The following is a 19,773-nucleotide window of genomic DNA, read 5'->3' as shown; positions in this document are numbered from 1 at the left end:
TCAACTCCCCCCTTTTTGCTGTGTTATCTCTTCAAAATTTATTTCCTGCCAGCTGCCATTATGATGGACAAACCACGCTGGGTCTAATGTGACTGCATCATCGCTGTTTCGATATGTCAAAAGATAACCGACTTTTATATCCGTAATATTTTCCATGCTATATCTTGTGGTATTTTTTAAATAAAAGACTACGTCACTGCCGGATCGTAGTTCGACAGTGTCATCACCGCCAAGCAGGTTGTTCAATGTGAATAACGGACGGCTGTAATAGTTTAGTTCTGATCCTCGAAATTGCTGTTGAATAATGGATGAATTGGTATTGCTGTATACTGGAAAACCTTGATAATACATTTGATAGCTGATCGTATTTGATACTGTATTAATACTCATCAAGTTAAATTCATCAGTCCATCCATTGTTCTCATTAATGTTTGATTTACTCCGTTCAATAAGATCATTCTGGCTCATTTGCTGATATGGCGACTGAATTGGATTTTGAAATTCCATTGTTCTTCCATTTTGATAGACATGCATAATTCCCCGTGTGCTATCCGTATAGTAATATTCATTTGGATTGACCTGAGTTCCTCTTACAATATCAGTATTGGTAAACAATGCATCTATCATCAGATTCTGATTAATATCACTAACGGCTATCGATCTGCTAGGTACAACTACATTATTTTTAGGGATATAAATTGGTGACCCAGCTAAGTCAACCCGTAAATATTCACTTAACCCTTCAAATGTTGTCAGGTAACCCCATAATTCCTCATATTTATCCGGATTATTGACTACTGCTGTTGCTTGCTGCTGACCATCTGCTGACCTGAATATAATGTTCAGCGAAGAAGAATTCGTATTAAAAGTTATATACAGCCGGTCAAATTTCCAGTCTGGCAACGTAACATCTTCATTAAATGTGAACAATTCTCCCGCTAATCCCATCGACAGTGATTCTGGAAATATAATTTCCAACTGATTTTCCCTTGATGGTCTTTCGCTGACGTTATTAGTTTGAAACTCATAGAGAACCCACTCATGCATGTCCGCATAAAATGTTTGACGGTCCGTTTCTTCCGTAAAACTGAAGTAGTTATTATTATTCTCAAAAATAATTGATTTTGGTTCAATCAGTTCCAATGTTTTCTCTTTTTCGCCTCCAAGGTCAACACTGTCAACAAATTCTTCTGTTTTTACTGTCGGGTATTGAGGCTGATAACTCCATAAAGCAAATGTAAGCAGAAGACTTACCCCGACCAAAATTATTAATATATATGACTTTATCGTTTCAAGCTTCATTTTTTACCCCTCCGCTTCTTATTCATTAGCGGAAGTGTAAAGAGAATGGTTGTCCCTTTACCTTCTTGACTTTTGGCCCATACTTTACCATGATGTGCTTCAACCATTTCTTTCGCTATTGCAAGACCAAGACCTGTCCCACCAAGCTTACGTGTTCTGGCTTTGTCTGCACGGTAAAAACGCTCAAATATTTTATCAAGCTTTTCATACGCAATACCCATACCTTGATCCTCAATACTTACCAGCATTTGATTCTTCTGCTTCACCACACTAAAACGAATGGTTCCACCCTCCGGTGAATATTTAATAGCGTTCGATATTATGTTATCAAGAACTTGGGTCATTTTGTCTTTGTCCATCCATACATGGAACTGGCTATCCGGCAATTCACGCTGCAAGGTTATTTTTTCTGATACATTCATATCAAATCGATCTATTACATGATGGAAGAATGTGATAAAATCAGTTTTTTCCTTCTGTAGTGAATAATCTTTATCATCCATTCTAGAAAGTTGCAGCAAGTCATTCACCATTCGGATCATGCGTTCTGTCTCGTTTTGGGTAACGCTTAAGAATTTAGGTGCAATTTCCTTATCTTCCCATGCACCTTCTGTTAGTGCCTCAATGTAGCTGCGCATCGTTGTAAGTGGTGTCCGTAACTCATGTGACACATTTGAAACGAACTCACGGCGCTCCTGCTCGACTTTCTGCTGTTCGGTAACATCACTAATCACTGTTATAAACCCTGTAATATCCGCTTCGTCATCCGCAATAGTAGAGAAGTTTGCACGAATTAAAAAGAAATTATCCTGGTCACTGAAGTCAATAATCATAGAACCACTATCCGGTAAATCAGAAATATCTACTGTTTTTTCATCTAACTCAAGTACATCAAGTAAAAATTCCCCTTGTGCTTCTTCAGGACTGCGACCAATAAGTCTTGCAGCTGCATCATTCATCAATGTGACTGCCCCTGACTTATCGGTTGCAATGACACCATCGGACATACTGGATAACACGGAGCTTAGCTTTCGGCGTTCCTCTTCCGTTAAAGCCCTGGAGTGCTTCAATTTTGCATTTAAATCATTAAATGATACAGCAAGCTGACCAATCTCATCCGACCCATATACATTTACTTTCTGAGAAAAGTCTTCTCTTGCCATTATTTGTGTCTGTCTACGCATTTCCAAAATTGGCTTTGTAATGGTTCTGGCAACCAGAATTCCCAAAAAGGCTGAAACCGTTATTGCTAATATAGACCCTCGCAGAAAGATGTTGTTAATATCCTCCATCTGATTATATACACCATTGATCGAGGACTCTATATAAAGAGCACCAACCTGCTTCTCTTCATCATTTGTGATGGGGACAGTTCTTCGATAGATTAGATTTCTTTCCGTATTATATACCTTGTCAGAATCAGGAACACCGAACCGTATTGTATTCTTAATAAAGTTACTTGTTGTTTTTTTCTCAAGATTACTGCCGCTCGAACTATTACTTGTAGCGATAATTCTACTTTGCATATCAACAACCTGAATTTTAATAATCTTGTCGGTGTTGTTTACTCTGACAATATCCTGAACTTCTTGCTGAAGTGACGGACCACTTCCGTCCTCAGTTCTATCTTTGCTGAATGCCTGTTTCATGTTCACTTGTAAGATATCAACCGTCGATTCAATAGATTCTTCAAAGTTTTTAACCAGCTCATCTTCCAATTCTTTTGCAAAATAGGACCCGATAACCTGAATTGCGACAAGTAGCAGCAATATAAAAATAATAATAAATTTTAATTGTATCGAACGGAAAAAACCTACTTTATGCATAAAACCTACTCCTGTTCGGGCTTACGTAAATAATATCCCACACCACGACGTGTAACAATCCACATTGGGTTACTTGGATTCTCCTCAATTTTTTCACGAAGGCGTCTTACGGTAACATCTACTGTACGTACATCACCAAAATAATCATAGCCCCATACCGTTTCAAGTAAATGTTCACGTGTCATGACTTGTCCGGTATGTCGAGCCAAGTAATGCAACAGCTCAAATTCACGATGCGTCAATTCCATCTGTTCTCCGTCACGGGTAACTGCATAGGCATCCGGGTGTATTACAAGTCTTCCAATTTCAATATTCTTGGTGGTTTTAACCGCGTCTTCAGGTAATTGCTGCTGTCTGCGCAAATTTGCCTTAACCCTTGCGATTATCTCACGATTACTAAAGGGTTTTGTCACATAGTCATCTGCTCCAAGCTCCAATCCTAACACCTTGTCAATCTCAGCGTCCTTTGCCGTTAGCATAATAATTGGCATCGATTGCGTCTTTCTTATTTCACGGCATACTTCATTTCCATCTTTGTTTGGTAACATTATATCCAATAGAACTAAATCAGGTTTTTCTTCCTCTGCAAGATCAATTGCTTCATCGCCATCATAAGCGACAACTACCTGATAGCCTTCTTTTTCTAAGTTGAATTTTAAAATGTCTGCAATTGGTTGTTCATCATCTACTACTAAAATCTTTTGACTCATTTTAGTCACATCCTTTTCAGCGTTCCTTTGCTCTATTTTATCGTACTTTGGCTCAAATGTCTTGCATATGAAAAAGACTGACTCCTAATTCTGTGGAGTCAGTCTTAATTCTACTTTTGTTTTCTACAAGTGTTTTTGAGGGTTTTGCAGGGAACCATTCTTGTAAAGTTCAAAGTGCAGGTGTATACCTGTTGAATTTCCTGTTGTCCCCATTACCCCTATCTTACTGCCTTTTTCTACCGTCTGGCCTGGACTCACACTTATGGATGAAAGATGTGCATAAATAGTTTTCATCCCGTTATTATGATTAATAACTATTTTATTGCCATAACCGCCACTGTCCCAGCCAGCTGATACAACTGTTCCGTTATCAGCAGCTAAAATAGAACGATTGCTTGGCTGTGCTATGTCCATTCCCTTATGCATTGACCCCCAACGCATACCAATATTACTAGAGACATACCCACCAACTGCTGGCCAGTGTAGTTCACCTGTCCCGCGTGATGGTACAACTTTAGTTCCTTTAATAATAACTTTTTTTACTGGATCTTTTATTATTTTTTCAGTCACTGTATCTTTATTAACTATATTTCCATTTTTTATTTTTAGTGCATAATGGACTTTTTTCTTGCCTTTTTGTCCTTCTTGCTTAACTTTTTTATCACCTTTATACATGTCATCTGATTCTTTTATTTCTGTCTCATAGTCAATTGTTTCTTCTACTACTTTTTCTTTGTTGACGATAACGTCAACAAACGACTGATAATCTGTCACATGAATTTCCTGATCAATTTGCAGAACAGCATCTTCTTTTAACTTTTTATTTAATTCCAGTAATTTTTCAACCGACAAGTCATATTTGTCTGCAATACTACCAAGTACTTCACCTTTTTTGACCTTGTGTACTTTATCTTCTAAAGTACCTTTTTCAAGCATTTTCAGCCCTTGTTTCACATTCAGTACATCTTCCGGTTTAACTTTTTTCTTAGAAAATGAAACTTTCTCTGATAGAGTTACGTCTTTAATGATAGAGTCACCAAGAGCAAGATCCGATTTTTCATTTTGCTGATTCTTGTTTGGCTTATCTTTACTGTCAGAGTCACTTTGTTTATTTGTCAGTTTTTCAAGTACCTTGTCATCGACATATTTTGCTTTGTAAGCTTTTAATACTTTATCAGCGGTTTTTTGGTCCTTAAAAAAGCCCACCGTGTCATCGGCAATTTTTAACTGAACTGCTTCTGCTTTAGCTGAAAGACCTTCTTTAAGCTGTTTTTCTACATTATCCTTATTATATGTAGGGTCAAACACATGCTCAGACACAAGCGACACTTTTTCACCAACCGTTATGGATAAGTTCGCAAACTCATCACTCTTTTTGCTAACCTTTGTATCTATAATGTCCTGGACAGTTTCTTTATCACTAACTTCTCCAATATGTTTACCATCTACATAAACGTGGAAAATAGTTTCTAAAGAGTCACTATCATCATCTGCATATGCTGTTGTAAATGTAAATGACAGACCGACACATGTCATAATTGCGACTTTTTTCAGCATGCTGAATTTACTTCGCCTATTTGATATGTTGCTTACAGGCTTTTCTTTCCTTTTAAACAACGTGGTATTCCCCCTTGCCATATATATATATCTGTTTAGCAGTTAAAAAAATAACTGCCAAGGTTTTCTAATAATTAATTTCTAGGTCAAAAGACTTTCTCATATCATTGTCTAATCTACCATAGTTATAGTAGATAATGAAAGAGAGTCTAGGCAAATGTAAAGTAAATGTATAATAACTTCCATAAATTTACATAAATCGCCGTTAATTTCCGACTTGCAGGTGTAAAATGTAACTTTCAGTGCATTTTGCATCTTTTTTTCTTCCTAATTTTACAGTTATATTACAGAAATAGTGACAACAATAGCTCAAATTCACCAAAAAATGGATATTAATGTAAATTTTTACTCAAAATGCTAGAAAACAGTTCAAATTTTGTCCTTATTTTAATAGATTTTATTGATGAACTTTCCTGATAAGAGGAAAGTTCAGAACATTCCGTCTGATTAGAAAGTACTATACAATATTAACTACCAAAAAGATACAAGGATATAACTAAAGCTTCCCACTTTAAAGACGAATAATAATAGGATAGAATGTTTAGATTGTTCATATTCAATGGTTGGATCTAACACTACTTCGCATTTTATATCTAATCAGCAACATTAGAAAACCCGAAATTCACCAAGCATTTTGGTGAATGCCACAGTTGCACTTATGCAGTAAGAAAGAAGTTATGCTTTCTTAACTGCAAAAAAATCCGAACTAATTCGAATTCTATTTCAAGAATTCGAATCATAGTTCGGATTTTACTTTCACTAAGACATTTTTGTCCCAGCCTCTTTGCTTCTTTTGGACTATTTTTTAACTATAAACACTTCTTACAACATTAGTCTGTGAACGATCCGGTCCGACAGAAAAAATGGATAATGGTATTGCAGTTAATTGTGATATTCGCTCCAGATAGTGCCTTGCATTAACTGGCAGCTCATGAATACTTTTAACGTTTGTGATATCTTCAGTCCATCCAGGCATCTCTTCATATACTGGTTCACATTCAGCTAATACTTTCAAGCTTGCCGGAAATTCGTTAACAATTTCACCTTTATACTTGTAAGCAACACATATTTTTAACGTTTCAATACCAGTTAAAACGTCAAGTGAATTTAATGATATATCCGTAATACCACTTACACGACGTGCGTGACCAACAACAACACTATCAAACCAGCCAACACGACGCGGTCTTCCTGTTGTTGTACCGTACTCACGGCCAACTTCACGGATTTGTTCACCAATCTCATCATTTAATTCTGTAGGAAACGGACCATCACCAACACGGGTTGTGTAGGCCTTTGACACTCCTACAACATGATCGATTTTAGTGGGACCAACACCAGAGCCAATCGTCACTCCACCAGCAACTGGATTCGATGATGTAACAAACGGGTATGTCCCCTGGTCAATATCAAGCATAACTCCTTGTGCACCTTCAAACAACACGCGACGACCACCGTCAAGTGCGTCATTTAATACGGCAGAAGTATCGCAAACATATTTGGCCAATTGTTGCCCATATTCATAGTACTCTTCTAGAATATCTTCAACTTGTATTGGATCAACTTCATATATTTTACTGAATAAGCGGTTTTTTTCTTTTAAGTTTTGCTCAAGTTTCGTCCGGAAGGTTTCTTTGTCCAATAAATCAGCAATACGTATACCGATTCGTGCAGCCTTGTCCATATACGCCGGGCCGATTCCTTTTTTCGTTGTGCCAATTTTATTAGCACCTTTGTCTTCTTCCTGAAGAATATCCATTTTTAAATGATAAGGTAAAATGACATGCGCACGGTTGCTTATACGGAGATTATCAGTCGACACATTTCGTTCATGTAAGTAAGCAATTTCCGCTACGAATGCTTTTGGATCAATAACCATTCCATTTCCTAATACACATGTCTTTTCATTGAAAAAAATACCTGAAGGAATTAAATGCAATTTGTATGTGACATCATCAAACTTTATTGTATGCCCTGCATTGTTACCACCTTGATAGCGAGCAACAAGCTCGGCATTTTGCGATAAAAAATCAGTGATTTTACCTTTTCCTTCATCGCCCCACTGCGTTCCAACTACTACTACTGAGGACATGATGCACCTCCACTATATAATTATTTGTTTTTTATTAAGTAACAGCGTAATTCTAACAATAAAAACCAACAATGTCAACACAAAACACGAACAATAGTAATTATATATCATTAATCGTTCGTTAAAACTGACGTGAGCTTTGAGTTTTTGCTTGCTCTAGATTTTGAATAGTAATAAGTAGTTCAGGCAAACAAAAAAACAGTCTCCTTTTAGAGACTGTTTATACTTATACAGGAACTGGGGGTACATCGCTATCTGAATAACGATGGTCCAAATCTACGAACTTATTATATTCTTTTACAAACGCAAGCTCCACGTTACCAACAGGGCCGTTACGTTGTTTGGATATGATTATCTCAATAATGTTTTGTTTCTCTGACTCCTGATCATAATAGTCATCACGATATAAGAATCCAACAATATCAGCGTCCTGCTCAATACTCCCTGATTCACGCAAGTCGGACATCATCGGTCGTTTGTCCTGTCGTGATTCAACTCCACGGGATAGCTGTGATAAAGCGATTAGTGGTACATTCAATTCTCGAGCCAAGGCTTTTAAAGACCGGGAAATCTCGGAAACTTCCTGTTGTCTGTTTTCTTTTGAATTGGCATTACCTTGAATGAGCTGCAGGTAATCTATCAAAATCATACTAAGTCCATTCTCTTGCTTTAGACGGCGGCATTTAGACCTAATCTCACTAACTCTTATTCCAGGTGAGTCATCAATATAAACTCCGGCATTGGATAAGCTGCCCATTGCCATCGTTAGTTTACTCCAATCTTCCGCCTCCAGGTTTCCGTTACGCAAACGTTGTGAATCAATATTTCCTTCTGCACAAAGCATACGAGAAACAAGTTGATCAGCACCCATCTCAAGACTGAAGATGGCGACATTTTCATCGGTATTTATAGCAACATTTTGCGCGATATTTAAGGCAAATGCCGTTTTACCTACAGATGGTCTTGCAGCAATAATGATTAAGTCATTTCGCTGAAAGCCTGAAGTGATTCGATCCAAATCCCTGTATCCAGTTGGAATCCCTGTCACATCGGCATCCTGATGTTGCAGTTGTTCAATATTATCATATACTTCAATGAGGACGTCTTTTATAGCCTTAAATGCCCCAGTGTTTTTCTTTCCAGATACCTCAAGAATATTTTTTTCTGCTTCATTTAAGACATCTTCCACTTCATCTTCGGTTGCAAATCCGGATGAGACAATATCTGTTGCAGTGCGGATTAACCGACGAAGCAATGCTTTTTCTTCAACTATTTTACTATAGTACAGTATATTTGCCGCCGTTGGAACACTGCCTGCCAAATCGGACAAGTATGCAACTCCGCCAACCTCGTCCAGTTTTTTCTCATTCGACAAGGATGTTGTTACTGTCACAAGGTCAACCGGTTCCCCCTTGTCTGACAGTTTCAGCATCGCTTCGAATATTCGCTGATGACTTGCACGATAAAAGTCATCAGGCATTAATAGTTCTGATGTTGAAGGCAACGCATCAGGTTCCAAAAATATAGCTCCTATAACAGCTTGTTCCGCTTCTATATTATGTGGCGGTGTACGGTCATTCCAAATTTCGCTCATTCATCTCGCCCCCTTTTGGAGAGGATACCTTAGTTAAATAATTACGCTTCTACTACATGAACTCTAATTGTACCAGTTACTTCCGGGTGTAACTTAACAGGGACATTTGTATAACCTAACGAACGGATTGGACTATTAAGTTCAATTTTTCGTTTATCAATTTTATGGCCATACGTTTCTTTTAGAACTTCGGCAATTTGTTTACTTGTGATGGAACCAAATAACCGCCCGCTATCGCCGGATTTTGCTTTTACTTCAACATCTATTTCGGCTAATTTAGCTTTAAGTTGTTCAGCTTCCTCCACTTCCTTCTGCGCTTCTTCCTGTTGTTTATTCTTTTTAGCTTCCAGTTCTTTCATATTACCTGAAGTAGCTTCTTTTGCCATATTATATTTTAGTAAATAATTTCGTGCATAGCCGTCAGAGACGTTTTTTACCTCACCTTTTTTACCTTTTCCTTTTACATCTTTTACGAAAATTACTTTCATTCTTTGTCTCCTCCTTAGTAAAAAAAGTTCAATTTCTATTTTAAGTGTTATTATGACATTTGTTAACGTGCAAAATATTCCTCTATTATATCTTTTAGTAATGCTTCAGCGTCATCAATTGTCGTATCCTCGATTTGAGTAGCAGCATTTGTTAAATGACCGCCACCATTCATTTTCTCCATGATAATTTGAACATTAACTTCTCCAAGTGAACGGGCACTGATTCCAATTCGACCATCATTTCGCTCAGAAATCACAAATGATGCGTTAATACCACTCATTGTTAGGAGTGTGTCTGCTGCCTGAGCAATTAGTACGCTACCATATACTTCTTCTGGTTTACCCTTTGAAATAGCAATCGAATCCCGATAAACTTCAGCACGCTCAATCAGTTTACTTCGTTTAATATAAATATCCAGATCTTCCTTCATAAATTGCTGTACCAATACGGTATCTGCACCTTTGGACCGTAAATAAGAAGCCGCATCAAACGTACGTGAACCAGTTCGCAATGTGAAACTTTTCGTATCAACAATAATTCCTGCCAATAATGCAGTTGCTTCAAGCATTTTTAACTTCAGGCTCTTTGGCTGATATTCCAGTAATTCGGTAACTAATTCCGCTGTAGAGGATGCATATGGCTCCATATAAACAAGTGTTGGATTGTCAATAAACTCCTCTGCGCGCCGATGGTGGTCGATAACAACCTTATACTCGCTTTTACTCAACAGGCGTTGATTCGAGACCATCGATGGCTTGTGTGTATCAACAACTACAATAAGGCTTCTGCTCGTTATTACTGCTTCCGATTCGTCAGGGTCTATGAAATGTTCCCATAGTTCTTCATCCTCTTTTATTCCCTCAACAAGTCGGTAAACACCTGTATCTACGTCGTCTGGATCCAATACAACATACCCTTCAACACCATTGGTTTTAGCTATATTTAATATACCAATCGCTGCACCAACCGAGTCCATATCTGGAGATTTATGGCCCATAATAATAACATTATCACTTTCTTTAATGAGCTCTTTCAGTGCATGGGAGATGACGCGTGCCCTTACGCGGGTACGTTTTTCCATTGGATTGGTACGTCCACCGTAAAAGCGAACTTTTCCGGCTTCATCTTTTATGGCTACCTGGTCCCCACCACGACCTAGTGCAAGGTCAAGGCTCGACTGTGCTAATTCACCAAGTGTTGGAAGCTCCACACTTCCCAGTCCAATCCCAATACTCAATGTGATCGGAATGTTATGTTCAGCATTAAGTTCACGTACCTCATCCAAAATATCAAACTTTGATTTCTCCAGCTGATCAAGAATCTTTTTTGTTGAAACGGCCAGAAAGCGATCCTGAGAGGTTCGTTTCATATATATTCCATAATCATGTGCCCAACTATTTAATACAGAGGTGACCTTTGAATTTAACTGACTCTTTAACGTATCATCCATGTTCTGCGTGATTTCCTCATAATTATCAAGAAAAATTACTAACAGAACAGTTTGCTCATTTTGGTATAGCGTTTGTATTTCTGATTGCGCCGTTCGGTCAAACAAATATAGTAATCGTTCTTCCTTTTTTACCGTTGTTTGAAATTCGTATCCTTCCACATTGAACCATAATTCATCTTTACTTTCTTTAATTCTTGAAATTAAATCGTCAGAAAGTGTATTAACTGATTTTCCGACTAATGTATCTTCATCAGCAAAACGGTTCATGTAAGGATTTGCCCATTCAATAAAATAATCTTCATTATACAGAATGATCCCTATCGGCATTTCCAATAAAGCCTCTTCACCAACACGTTTAATTCGATGGGAAAGCGTTGCTATATATTCTTCGGTTTCATTCTGTAGTGTTCTTTCCGTCCTTATACTATAATAAAACGACCCTGCTAATAGCACTGTCATTATTATTCCTAGCATCCATTGGAAATACCAAATAAATCCAAGCAGTATTATGGATACTAGGTAAATAACCCATAAGTGGCTGCTAAGTATTGGTTTATTTTTTAAATCGTTCATATAATCAGCTCCTACTACTTACCCCACTTATTTCTCATCCTTTGATATACGGTCTCTTAGTGAGAATCCTATATCAATTATACCTAACAGACGTACAAAATAAAGGAAGAAAAACGGGAAAAGTATTGTCAATATAACACTTACTACTGGCAGTGCTTTTGACTTGTTTTTCTTATGAGCATAGAAAAAAATAAAAGATAAGCCTTGCAACGTCATTAATATACCTGTAAGCATCATTACATTATTTACTGCTAAATATAACGTACTCGATGGATCGAGTTCAAAAAATGTAAATATCAATGCGAAGAAATAAATCCAAACTAATGAAACCGGGAAACGCAACATACGAAAAGGAGGAAATCCCAGTTTCATACCGTCTAAACGATTGATAACTTTATAACTTACCCATTGACTGACAAAGGCCATCAAAATTGCAATTAAAGCTATTCCAGCTGGAACCAGACTCGTTATCATGCTCATCTGTTGCTCCAGCATTTCAACCTGTTCTTCAGCTTGGTCTGCTAAGCCAAATTGTTCCATTAAATCTTTTACCATTTGAACATACTGATTAATCATTTGGTCAATTTCACTCATTAAGTTCACTTGTAAAACGAATTGACTAAACACAAAAATAAAAACAAGCCCGACTACAAAACCTATCGTTCCTCTTCCTAACGTTTCATAGGCAGGTAACTTTTTATAAATAGAGCTACCAAGCATTATACCGCCAAGACCCATCAACACAGTCAACGGCAGGCTCACAATTGTTGCAAAAAGAATTGATAATACAACCGCAACCCCGAACATTAAAAGAGCAGGCTTCCAATTATGTCTGGAAGCAAATATGATAAAAGGTACTGGCAGTAGAAAGGTAGCAATTATTGTTATAATTGGAACAAACGCTGCTATTAACAGCAATATAATATATATAGCTGTAAGCATAGCACCTTCTTTTAAGATTTTTGATTGGTTCATTTATTGCACCTACATATCTAATAAATTTATCTCATTACAATATGATAACACGATTTAAGCATGAATTGGTATTCCGAATAACAGATTCTCATATTTCCCGGGTAATAACTTGTAGAATTTTGTAGACAAAGTTTTAAAAGTCAATGAATTTTCAAGGTCAGGAAGCGATTTTATTGCAGATTTTGATTATAATGAAACTAATGGAAGATTCTATAATGAAGGATGAAACTAATGATTTTATTGCAAGCTTTCTTAAACAGTGTTAAATTGCCAAATAAACAGGCAATCTTTAAATTAAATCGAATCGGAATGGATATTACTTTATTATATATGTCTATTCTCGTATTGCTTGTTTCTATTCCCTCACTGGCTGAACGATTAACAGCAACTGATGGAGCAAGTGCCGACATGCAGTTAATATTACTGCTCGTGTACTTTTTTATTTTTTATTACTTACCGTTAATCACAATGGTTTTTCTGCTGATTTCTCTAGTTGCTTACATAGGAACTGGCATATCCCGATTAATGAAGCGAAAAATAAGATTTCCTATACTATGGAAAATGAGTGCTTATACAACAACAATCCCTTTTGTACTATACACAGTTATAGCACTAATTTTTAAGGTAGATGTTATGTATTTATGGCTCTTCTTAATTTCTTCCTTATTTTTTATAATTAAAATTATAACCGTTTATCCGAGGCGAAAAATTCGAAAATAGGAGTTTTATCATGAAATATTTTGTATACATTCTTCTTGCATTATCTCTTCTAATTAATGCAGGCTGCAGTAATCAGGAAAGTACAGAAGAACATAAATTGTTCATATCAGCTGCATCAAGCTTATCCAATGTCCTGTCCAAGCTTGGTGATGAATTTGAATCGGAACATCCAAATACAACACTCACACTTAACTATGGAGCCTCTGGAAAGCTTGCACAACAAATACAGCAAGGTGCACCTGTTGATTTATTTCTTTCCGCAGACCAAAAATGGATGGACAACCTATCTGAACAGAAAATGATTCTTGAAAATACAAGAGCAAATTTCACAGAAAATAAACTTGTACTTGTATCAGCAAATAATACTAACACCCCTATTGATAATTTAAAAGGTCTAATGAATACCGGACTTGATCAAGTTGCACTGGGAAATCCGGAAAGTGTACCTGCTGGAAGTTATGCAAAAGAAGTTTTAACTGCAAGTGGACTTTGGCAAGATATTCAAAATAAGCTTGTTTATGCCAAAGATGTACGACAAGTGCTTACATACGTTGAATCTGGCAACACTGACATCGGGTTTGTTTATGCCAGTGATCTAAAACGTTCCAATATGGTAACGGAGGTTAAAAAAATAAATAAATCGCTATATGGGCCAATTGAATATCCTACAGCTGTAATGGCATCAAGTGACACCAAAGAAAAAGCAAAGACGTTTATAAATTTTCTGCAATCAGATGAAGCACAGTCTATATTGGCCGAATATGGATTTGGCTCTTAAAGGTGGAACTGGAAATGGACTATACACCATTATTTCTATCATTGAAAATAGCCAGCATTGCTACGGCTGTTGTTGCTATTTTTGGCATTTTCCTTGCTAGATTTATATCCCGCAATAGATTTTTGGGAAAGAGAATACTAGAATCATTGTTAATGCTTCCGTTAGTTCTCCCACCTACTGTTGTTGGGTTTGGCTTGCTTTATTTATTTGGCAAAAATGGACCAATCGGAAGTTTATTACTGAATTTGTTTGATTTTCAGATTGTATTTACGTGGTTCGGGGCAGTTATAGCAGCAATAGTCGTCTCCTTCCCATTAATGTATCAAAGCGCAGCAGCTTCATTTCAAAATTATGATCCCAACATTGAAAATGCTGCATTTACAATGGGTGCATCAAGTTGGAGAGTATTTTGGACAGTAACCTTTCCATTGGCATGGCCTGGATTATTAGCAGGATTAGTATTAACCTTTGCTCGAGCACTTGGTGAATTCGGTGCAACGCTTATGATTGCTGGCTACATACCAAATCAAACAGAAACAATCCCACTTGCCATTTATTTTGCTGTTGACTCGGGAAATATGAATGAAGCGTTGTTTTGGGTTATCGGGATAGTTGCAGTTGGATTCACTGCCATACTTTGGCTAAATTGGTGGAGTGGAAGAAATATTTTACGATTTACAAACGACAAATGATATAGGTGAGTTGAATAATGCTTTCACTGGAGATAAATAAAAAACTTAAAGCATTTACGCTTCATGCTGCGTTTAACGTTCGTGAGGAAATTATTGTACTAACCGGACCATCTGGGGCTGGCAAAACCACAACGTTGAACTGTATTTCTGGGCTTGATCACCCTGATTCTGGCGAAATCCTACTAAATGACCGGCAACTCTTTCAGGAAAACAGAAAATCACAGCCTGTACAAAAAAGAAATATAGGATATGTATTCCAGGATTATGCCTTGTTCCCCCACATGACCATCAGACGTAACATAAAATATGGTATGAAGGATAACAATCTTGTTAATACATTAGTTAATGTTGTTGGAATTGAACATATACTTGAAAACTACCCTGCCGAAATATCAGGCGGTGAGAAGCAACGCGTTGCCCTTGTACGTGCATTAGCTACCAAACCGGAGGCATTGCTTCTGGACGAGCCTTTCTCCTCCTTAGATGATAAAACAAAGTTAGAGTGCCAGAACGAACTGCTGCGTTTACATGCCATGTGGAAAATACCTATTATTATGGTTACACATGATGTTAAAGAAGCGGAGAAACTAGGCGATCGTATTCTGAGAATCGAACAAGGAAAGATAATTGATAAATGAATTGCAGTTTTTTAAATGTTTGTAAGGATTGATATAAACTGCGATGTAATATGGAAAAATACTTGAGTGCTATGACACCGCTACGGAAATACACTTCGCGCACCTTAGGGCTCGCGCTGAGCCTCCTCGCAAAGAACGCTACGGGGTCTCACCGTCTTCGCTGTTCCCGCAGGAATCTCCGTGTATTTCCTGCGCTGGATTTTGCTCATTAGAACTTGATAGAAACAAGATTTTAAACCACTAAACTAGCAGCTGGAATATGCGAGACTCCTGTGGGACAGCGAGGCTAAGAGACCCCACAGTGAGCGGTTTTTGCGAACGAGGAGGCTCGTGGTGAGCCCACGGAAAGCGAGTATATTCCAGCTGCGTGGTTAGAGATTCTTACTCAATAATTCTTATCGTATCTACGTTGCAGTTTATATTAACTGCGTCTAAGACTCATTGCTTGGAAAAAGCAACAATCTTTTAGAAAACAACCTATCCTAAAAAATAAACAACTGCATAATGTGTTGGATAAATAATGACTTTAAACTATTTAAACCAGCTGCTGGAATATTGCGAGACTCCTGTAGGAAACTTAAAAAAAGCCTTTTGACAGTATAAATGCTGTCAAAAGGCTTTTTATTACTTAATTTACTCTGTTACATATGGCAATAATGCCATTGAGCGAGAGCGTTTAATCGCTTTTGTAAGTTTACGTTGATATTTTGCTGAAGTTCCAGTTACACGACGAGGAAGAATCTTCCCACGTTCTGAAATGAAACGTCTTAGTAGATCAACATCTTTATAATCGATGTGCGTAATTCCATTAGCTGTGAAATAACATACTTTACGACGCTTTGCACGTCCGCGACGAGCTGCCATTAATACCCCTCCTTTTATTTAAATTACATCTATCCATTTAAAATGGTAGATCATCATCTGATATATCAACCGGCTCACCGTTATTTTTAAACGGGTCCTCTTCGTTTTGATTTTGATTTGTTTGGTTCTGATTCTGATTCTGATTCTGATTCTGATTCTGATTTTGATTTTGCTGGTATCCTGATGCTTGTTGTCCACTGCTTTGTGAAGAACCTTTAGTTTCAAGGAATTGAACACTGTCTCCAACAACTTCCGTTACAAAGACAGTTTTGCCATCCTTTCCTTCGAATGTACGTGTTTGTAAACGTCCATCGACACCAATCATACTACCCTTTTTCATGTAATTTGCAAGATTTTCCGCCTGTCTGCGCCAAACAACACAGTTGATAAAGTCAGCATCACGGTTTCCTTGCTGATTTGAAAAAGGCCGATTAACTGCTATGGTAAAGTTGGCTACCGCTACTCCATTTGGTGTATAACGTAGATCAGGATCCTTCGTTAACCTGCCGACAAGTACGACACGATTTAACATCAGAACCACCCCTTATTATTGATCATCTTCTCGAATTACCATATGACGAATAATATCATCAGAAAACTTAGCTAAGCGATCAAATTCATTGATTGCATCTACTTCGCTGCTGAAGTTAATGAGTACATAATATCCATCACTATAATCATTGATTTCATATGCAAGACGTTTCTTGCCTTTATCATCAACTTTTTCAATCTCCGCCCCATTATCCGTTAGAACTTTATTAAAGCGCTCAACTAAAGCTGTTTGAGCTTCGTCTTCAATATCTGGGCGGATGATATACATGATTTCGTATTTTCTCATCCGGTACACCTCCTTTTGGTCTTAGCGGCTTCATTTTATCAATGAAGCAAGGAGTAACTTTGTTTCATTACTCACAACATCGTATTATACCAAATATTATTATAAAAAACAACCATTCGAGGGATCCTGCTACGTTATTTACTAAACATTAAAACGAAAATGGATTACATCGCCATCTTTAACGATATATTCTTTACCTTCCAACCGAACATTTCCTTTTTCACGTGCTTGCGCCATAGCCCCTGCATCCATAAGATGGTCATAGGATACGGTTTCGGCACGAATAAAGCCTTTTTCAAAATCAGTGTGAATAATTCCCGCTGCCTGTGGTGCTTTTATTCCTTTACGGAAAGTCCATGCGCGCACTTCCTGTTCACCAGCTGTAAAATAGGTTGCCAAGCCCAATAGATTATACGAAGCCTTGATAAGCTTGTCCAAACCTGATTCAGCGATACCTAGATCATCAAGAAACTCTTCCTTTTCCTCCTGATCAAGTTCAGAAATTTCTTCTTCAATCTTTGCACAAACAACAATTACCTCTGCACCTTCTTTTGCTGCATACTCTTTTACCCTTTGCACATTTTCATTTGCATCAGGCTCGGTTATTTCCTCTTCACTTACATTTGCTACATACAGTGTAGGCTTACTGGTTAACAAATGAAGCCCCTTTACAATTTTCCAATGTTCTTCTGAAAATTCCAAGGCTCGTACAGGTTTTTCTTCTTCAAGCCCTTCTTTAAGCTTAAGGAGAATGTCATGTTCCGCAATTGCTTCCTTATCCTTTTGTCTTACAAGTTTCTCCACCCGTTGTATCCGTTTATTAACAGATTCTAAGTCAGCTAAAATAAGCTCAAGACTAATAATCTCAATATCATCTATTGGATCGATTTTACCTGACACGTGTGTAATGTTATCATCTTGAAAACAACGTACAACTTGGCAGATTGCATCAACCTGACGAATATGGGATAAAAATTGGTTGCCCAAACCTTCTCCTTTACTTGCACCTTTCACAATACCAGCAATATCAGTAAATTCGAATGCTGTTGGTATAGTCTTCTTCGGTTTTACCAGTTCTGTTAATTTATTTAAGCGATTGTCTGGTACTTCTACAATCCCCACATTGGGATCAATGGTTGCAAACGGATAGTTAGCAGCCTCTGCGCCAGCTTGTGTAATTGCATTGAACAATGTTGACTTACCAACATTGGGAAGCCCGACAATTCCTGCTGTTAAAGCCATTCAACTTTCACTCCTTAAGGATTTCATTCATATGAACGCGTTAGTCATACCAATTATAGATACAAGATGTTAAATTGACAAGCAATGAAAAAGCAAAAATAAGCAATTATAATTGCCAATTTTCCAAGTGCGTTAGCGTAATTTTCACTTTCCACTGATCATACCTCAGCTATAATTGAGTTTTGGGGCAACAAAAAGAATTTTAGACAAATTTAATCTTCTGCCTTTACAAGTATTTTTTTCATCTTTTTTGCGAATTCTTTCCGTGGAATCATGACGCTGTGATCACATCCCATACACTTAATTCGAATGTCCATACCCATTCGAACAATTTTCCAGCGATTTTCGCCACAAGGATGCTGTTTCTTCATCTGAACAATATCATTTAATCCGAATTCTTTATCCGCCATGTCGCAACCTCCTTTTTATACTTCTTTATCACGGTTTAACTCTAATGAAGTCGGCTCCTGATTCCTGGAATACATCACAAGACGTGGTGCAGGAATCTCAATACCTTCTTTATATAATACATCTTGGACTTCTTTTCGGACTATTCGTGCACCTGCCCATTGATACGATGGCAACGTTTCTGCAATAATACGTATTACATAATGAGAGCTTGCCAGGGTTTGCACCCCTATTATTTCTGGAACTCGAACAATTTCTTCATATTTATCAGGCAATGTCTTGCTCACATCATCGATTATTTGCTCAGCATTGCCAACATCACTTTCATAGGGTACGTTCACATCCACAACAGCAAGACCATTATGAATGGAATAGTTGGTAACCTGTGTTACATTCCCATTTGGAAGTACATGCTGTTCGCCAGTCCAACTCTGTATTTTAGTCGTTCGCAAGCCAATTTCTTCTACGGTTCCTTCAACACCTGAAGTAAGTATATAATCTCCTACAGAGAATTGATCCTCAAAAATAATGAAAAAACCGGATATAATATCACGGACAAGGTTTTGTGCTCCAAACCCGATAGCTAGACCTGCAACACCAGCTCCGGCCAGCAACGGGCCTACTTTTGCACCTAGCACATTATCCAATATCATAATAATTGCTGTGAAATAAACGGTATACTTTAAAACATTTTTGATCAGTTTTTTAAGGGTATTCTCCCTTCTTTCAGTTATCCGAAAAGGACCACGTGATTTATTTTGAAAAACGCGGCCTATAACATTATTTCCAACCCGAATTATAATGATCGACAGGAAAATGATTAAAATAATCTGAAATAATCCCTGACCAATAGCTATCCATAAATCAGGACCTGCAATATAGTCCCATAACTGTATAAATTTATTGTTGATAAATTCCAAAATAATACCTCCGACGTTCAACGCTATAGCTAGATTTTACAACAA

At 37.4% G+C, this 19,773-nt stretch carries 19 protein-coding genes; 4 read left to right on the top strand and 15 right to left on the bottom strand.

Annotation, left to right across the window (positions count from 1 at the left end; translation table 11 throughout):
• From ACTWQM_RS12355 to ACTWQM_RS12315, 9 genes are all read right to left on the bottom strand, one after another.
• A complete protein-coding gene (locus ACTWQM_RS12355; RefSeq protein ID WP_443258463.1) occupies positions 1-1,302 on the bottom strand; it encodes a YycH family regulatory protein in 1,302 nt (433 codons plus the stop codon).
• Positions 1,299-3,128, bottom strand: coding sequence for a cell wall metabolism sensor histidine kinase WalK (gene walK / locus ACTWQM_RS12350; protein WP_443258462.1), 1,830 nt, complete (start codon positions 3,126-3,128; stop codon positions 1,299-1,301). The genes ACTWQM_RS12355 and walK overlap by 4 nt, the downstream gene beginning before the upstream one ends.
• Positions 3,129-3,133: 5 nt before the next feature.
• Positions 3,134-3,838 (bottom strand): response regulator YycF, encoded by a 705-nt coding sequence (gene yycF, locus ACTWQM_RS12345; protein WP_443258461.1) that lies wholly within the window; start codon positions 3,836-3,838, stop codon positions 3,134-3,136.
• A 123-nt stretch (positions 3,839-3,961) separates the two neighbouring features.
• Positions 3,962-5,455, bottom strand: coding sequence for a peptidoglycan DD-metalloendopeptidase family protein (locus ACTWQM_RS12340; protein ID WP_443258460.1), 1,494 nt, complete (start codon positions 5,453-5,455; stop codon positions 3,962-3,964).
• A gap of 805 nt (positions 5,456-6,260) precedes the next feature.
• Positions 6,261-7,547 (bottom strand): adenylosuccinate synthase, encoded by a 1,287-nt coding sequence (locus tag ACTWQM_RS12335; RefSeq protein ID WP_443258459.1) that lies wholly within the window; start codon positions 7,545-7,547, stop codon positions 6,261-6,263.
• A gap of 226 nt (positions 7,548-7,773) precedes the next feature.
• Positions 7,774-9,141 (bottom strand): replicative DNA helicase, encoded by a 1,368-nt coding sequence (gene dnaB, locus ACTWQM_RS12330; protein WP_443258458.1) that lies wholly within the window; start codon positions 9,139-9,141, stop codon positions 7,774-7,776.
• A gap of 41 nt (positions 9,142-9,182) precedes the next feature.
• Positions 9,183-9,629 carry a 50S ribosomal protein L9 gene (rplI, locus tag ACTWQM_RS12325; protein ID WP_443258457.1) on the bottom strand — a complete coding sequence of 149 codons (447 nt, stop codon included), beginning with the start codon at positions 9,627-9,629 and terminating at the stop codon, positions 9,183-9,185.
• 62 nt (positions 9,630-9,691) lie between these two features.
• Positions 9,692-11,653, bottom strand: coding sequence for a DHH family phosphoesterase (locus ACTWQM_RS12320; protein ID WP_443258456.1), 1,962 nt, complete (start codon positions 11,651-11,653; stop codon positions 9,692-9,694).
• A 27-nt stretch (positions 11,654-11,680) separates the two neighbouring features.
• Entirely contained in the window at positions 11,681-12,628 is a 948-nt protein-coding gene (locus ACTWQM_RS12315) for a YybS family protein (protein WP_443258455.1), read from the bottom strand.
• A gap of 231 nt (positions 12,629-12,859) precedes the next feature.
• Here ACTWQM_RS12315 and ACTWQM_RS12310 point away from each other — a divergent pair, with 231 nt between their 5' ends.
• The 4 genes from ACTWQM_RS12310 to ACTWQM_RS12295 are packed head-to-tail and all read left to right on the top strand — an operon-like array spanning position 12,860 to position 15,456.
• A complete protein-coding gene (locus tag ACTWQM_RS12310) occupies positions 12,860-13,348 on the top strand; it encodes a hypothetical protein (RefSeq protein WP_443258454.1) in 489 nt (162 codons plus the stop codon).
• A 10-nt stretch (positions 13,349-13,358) separates the two neighbouring features.
• A complete protein-coding gene (gene modA, locus ACTWQM_RS12305; RefSeq protein WP_443258453.1) occupies positions 13,359-14,126 on the top strand; it encodes a molybdate ABC transporter substrate-binding protein in 768 nt (255 codons plus the stop codon).
• A gap of 14 nt (positions 14,127-14,140) precedes the next feature.
• Positions 14,141-14,818, top strand: coding sequence for a molybdate ABC transporter permease subunit (gene modB, locus ACTWQM_RS12300; RefSeq protein WP_443258452.1), 678 nt, complete (start codon positions 14,141-14,143; stop codon positions 14,816-14,818).
• Between the two features lie 17 nt (positions 14,819-14,835).
• On the top strand, positions 14,836-15,456 hold the full coding sequence (locus ACTWQM_RS12295; protein WP_443258451.1) for an ATP-binding cassette domain-containing protein: 621 nt from the start codon (positions 14,836-14,838) through the stop codon (positions 15,454-15,456).
• 633 nt (positions 15,457-16,089) lie between these two features.
• On the opposite strand, the gene rpsR is transcribed toward ACTWQM_RS12295, so the two are convergent.
• The 6 genes from rpsR to ACTWQM_RS12265 all read right to left on the bottom strand — a co-directional run bounded on the left by rpsR (position 16,090) and on the right by ACTWQM_RS12265 (position 19,728).
• Positions 16,090-16,320 (bottom strand): 30S ribosomal protein S18, encoded by a 231-nt coding sequence (rpsR, locus tag ACTWQM_RS12290; protein WP_443258450.1) that lies wholly within the window; start codon positions 16,318-16,320, stop codon positions 16,090-16,092.
• A gap of 37 nt (positions 16,321-16,357) precedes the next feature.
• Positions 16,358-16,852: a single-stranded DNA-binding protein gene (gene ssb / locus ACTWQM_RS12285; RefSeq protein WP_443258449.1), complete on the bottom strand. Its 495-nt coding sequence runs from the start codon at positions 16,850-16,852 to the stop codon at positions 16,358-16,360.
• Between the two features lie 15 nt (positions 16,853-16,867).
• The gene (rpsF, locus tag ACTWQM_RS12280) at positions 16,868-17,158 is read right to left on the bottom strand and encodes a 30S ribosomal protein S6 (protein ID WP_443258448.1); all 291 of its coding nucleotides are present in this window, start codon (positions 17,156-17,158) and stop codon (positions 16,868-16,870) included.
• A gap of 141 nt (positions 17,159-17,299) precedes the next feature.
• Positions 17,300-18,400 (bottom strand): redox-regulated ATPase YchF, encoded by a 1,101-nt coding sequence (gene ychF / locus ACTWQM_RS12275; RefSeq protein WP_443258447.1) that lies wholly within the window; start codon positions 18,398-18,400, stop codon positions 17,300-17,302.
• A 212-nt stretch (positions 18,401-18,612) separates the two neighbouring features.
• The gene (locus tag ACTWQM_RS12270) at positions 18,613-18,810 is read right to left on the bottom strand and encodes a DUF951 domain-containing protein (protein WP_443258446.1); all 198 of its coding nucleotides are present in this window, start codon (positions 18,808-18,810) and stop codon (positions 18,613-18,615) included.
• Between the two features lie 15 nt (positions 18,811-18,825).
• The gene (locus tag ACTWQM_RS12265; RefSeq protein WP_443258445.1) at positions 18,826-19,728 is read right to left on the bottom strand and encodes a mechanosensitive ion channel family protein; all 903 of its coding nucleotides are present in this window, start codon (positions 19,726-19,728) and stop codon (positions 18,826-18,828) included.
• Positions 19,729-19,773: the final 45 nt, after the last annotated feature.

This window comes from Virgibacillus sp. L01, from assembly GCF_052246775.1.
In the GTDB taxonomy this organism is placed as follows: domain Bacteria; phylum Bacillota; class Bacilli; order Bacillales; family Amphibacillaceae; genus Lentibacillus.
The sequence above is the reverse complement of the archived record's forward strand: the minus strand, read 5'-3'. Positions and strand labels throughout refer to the sequence as shown.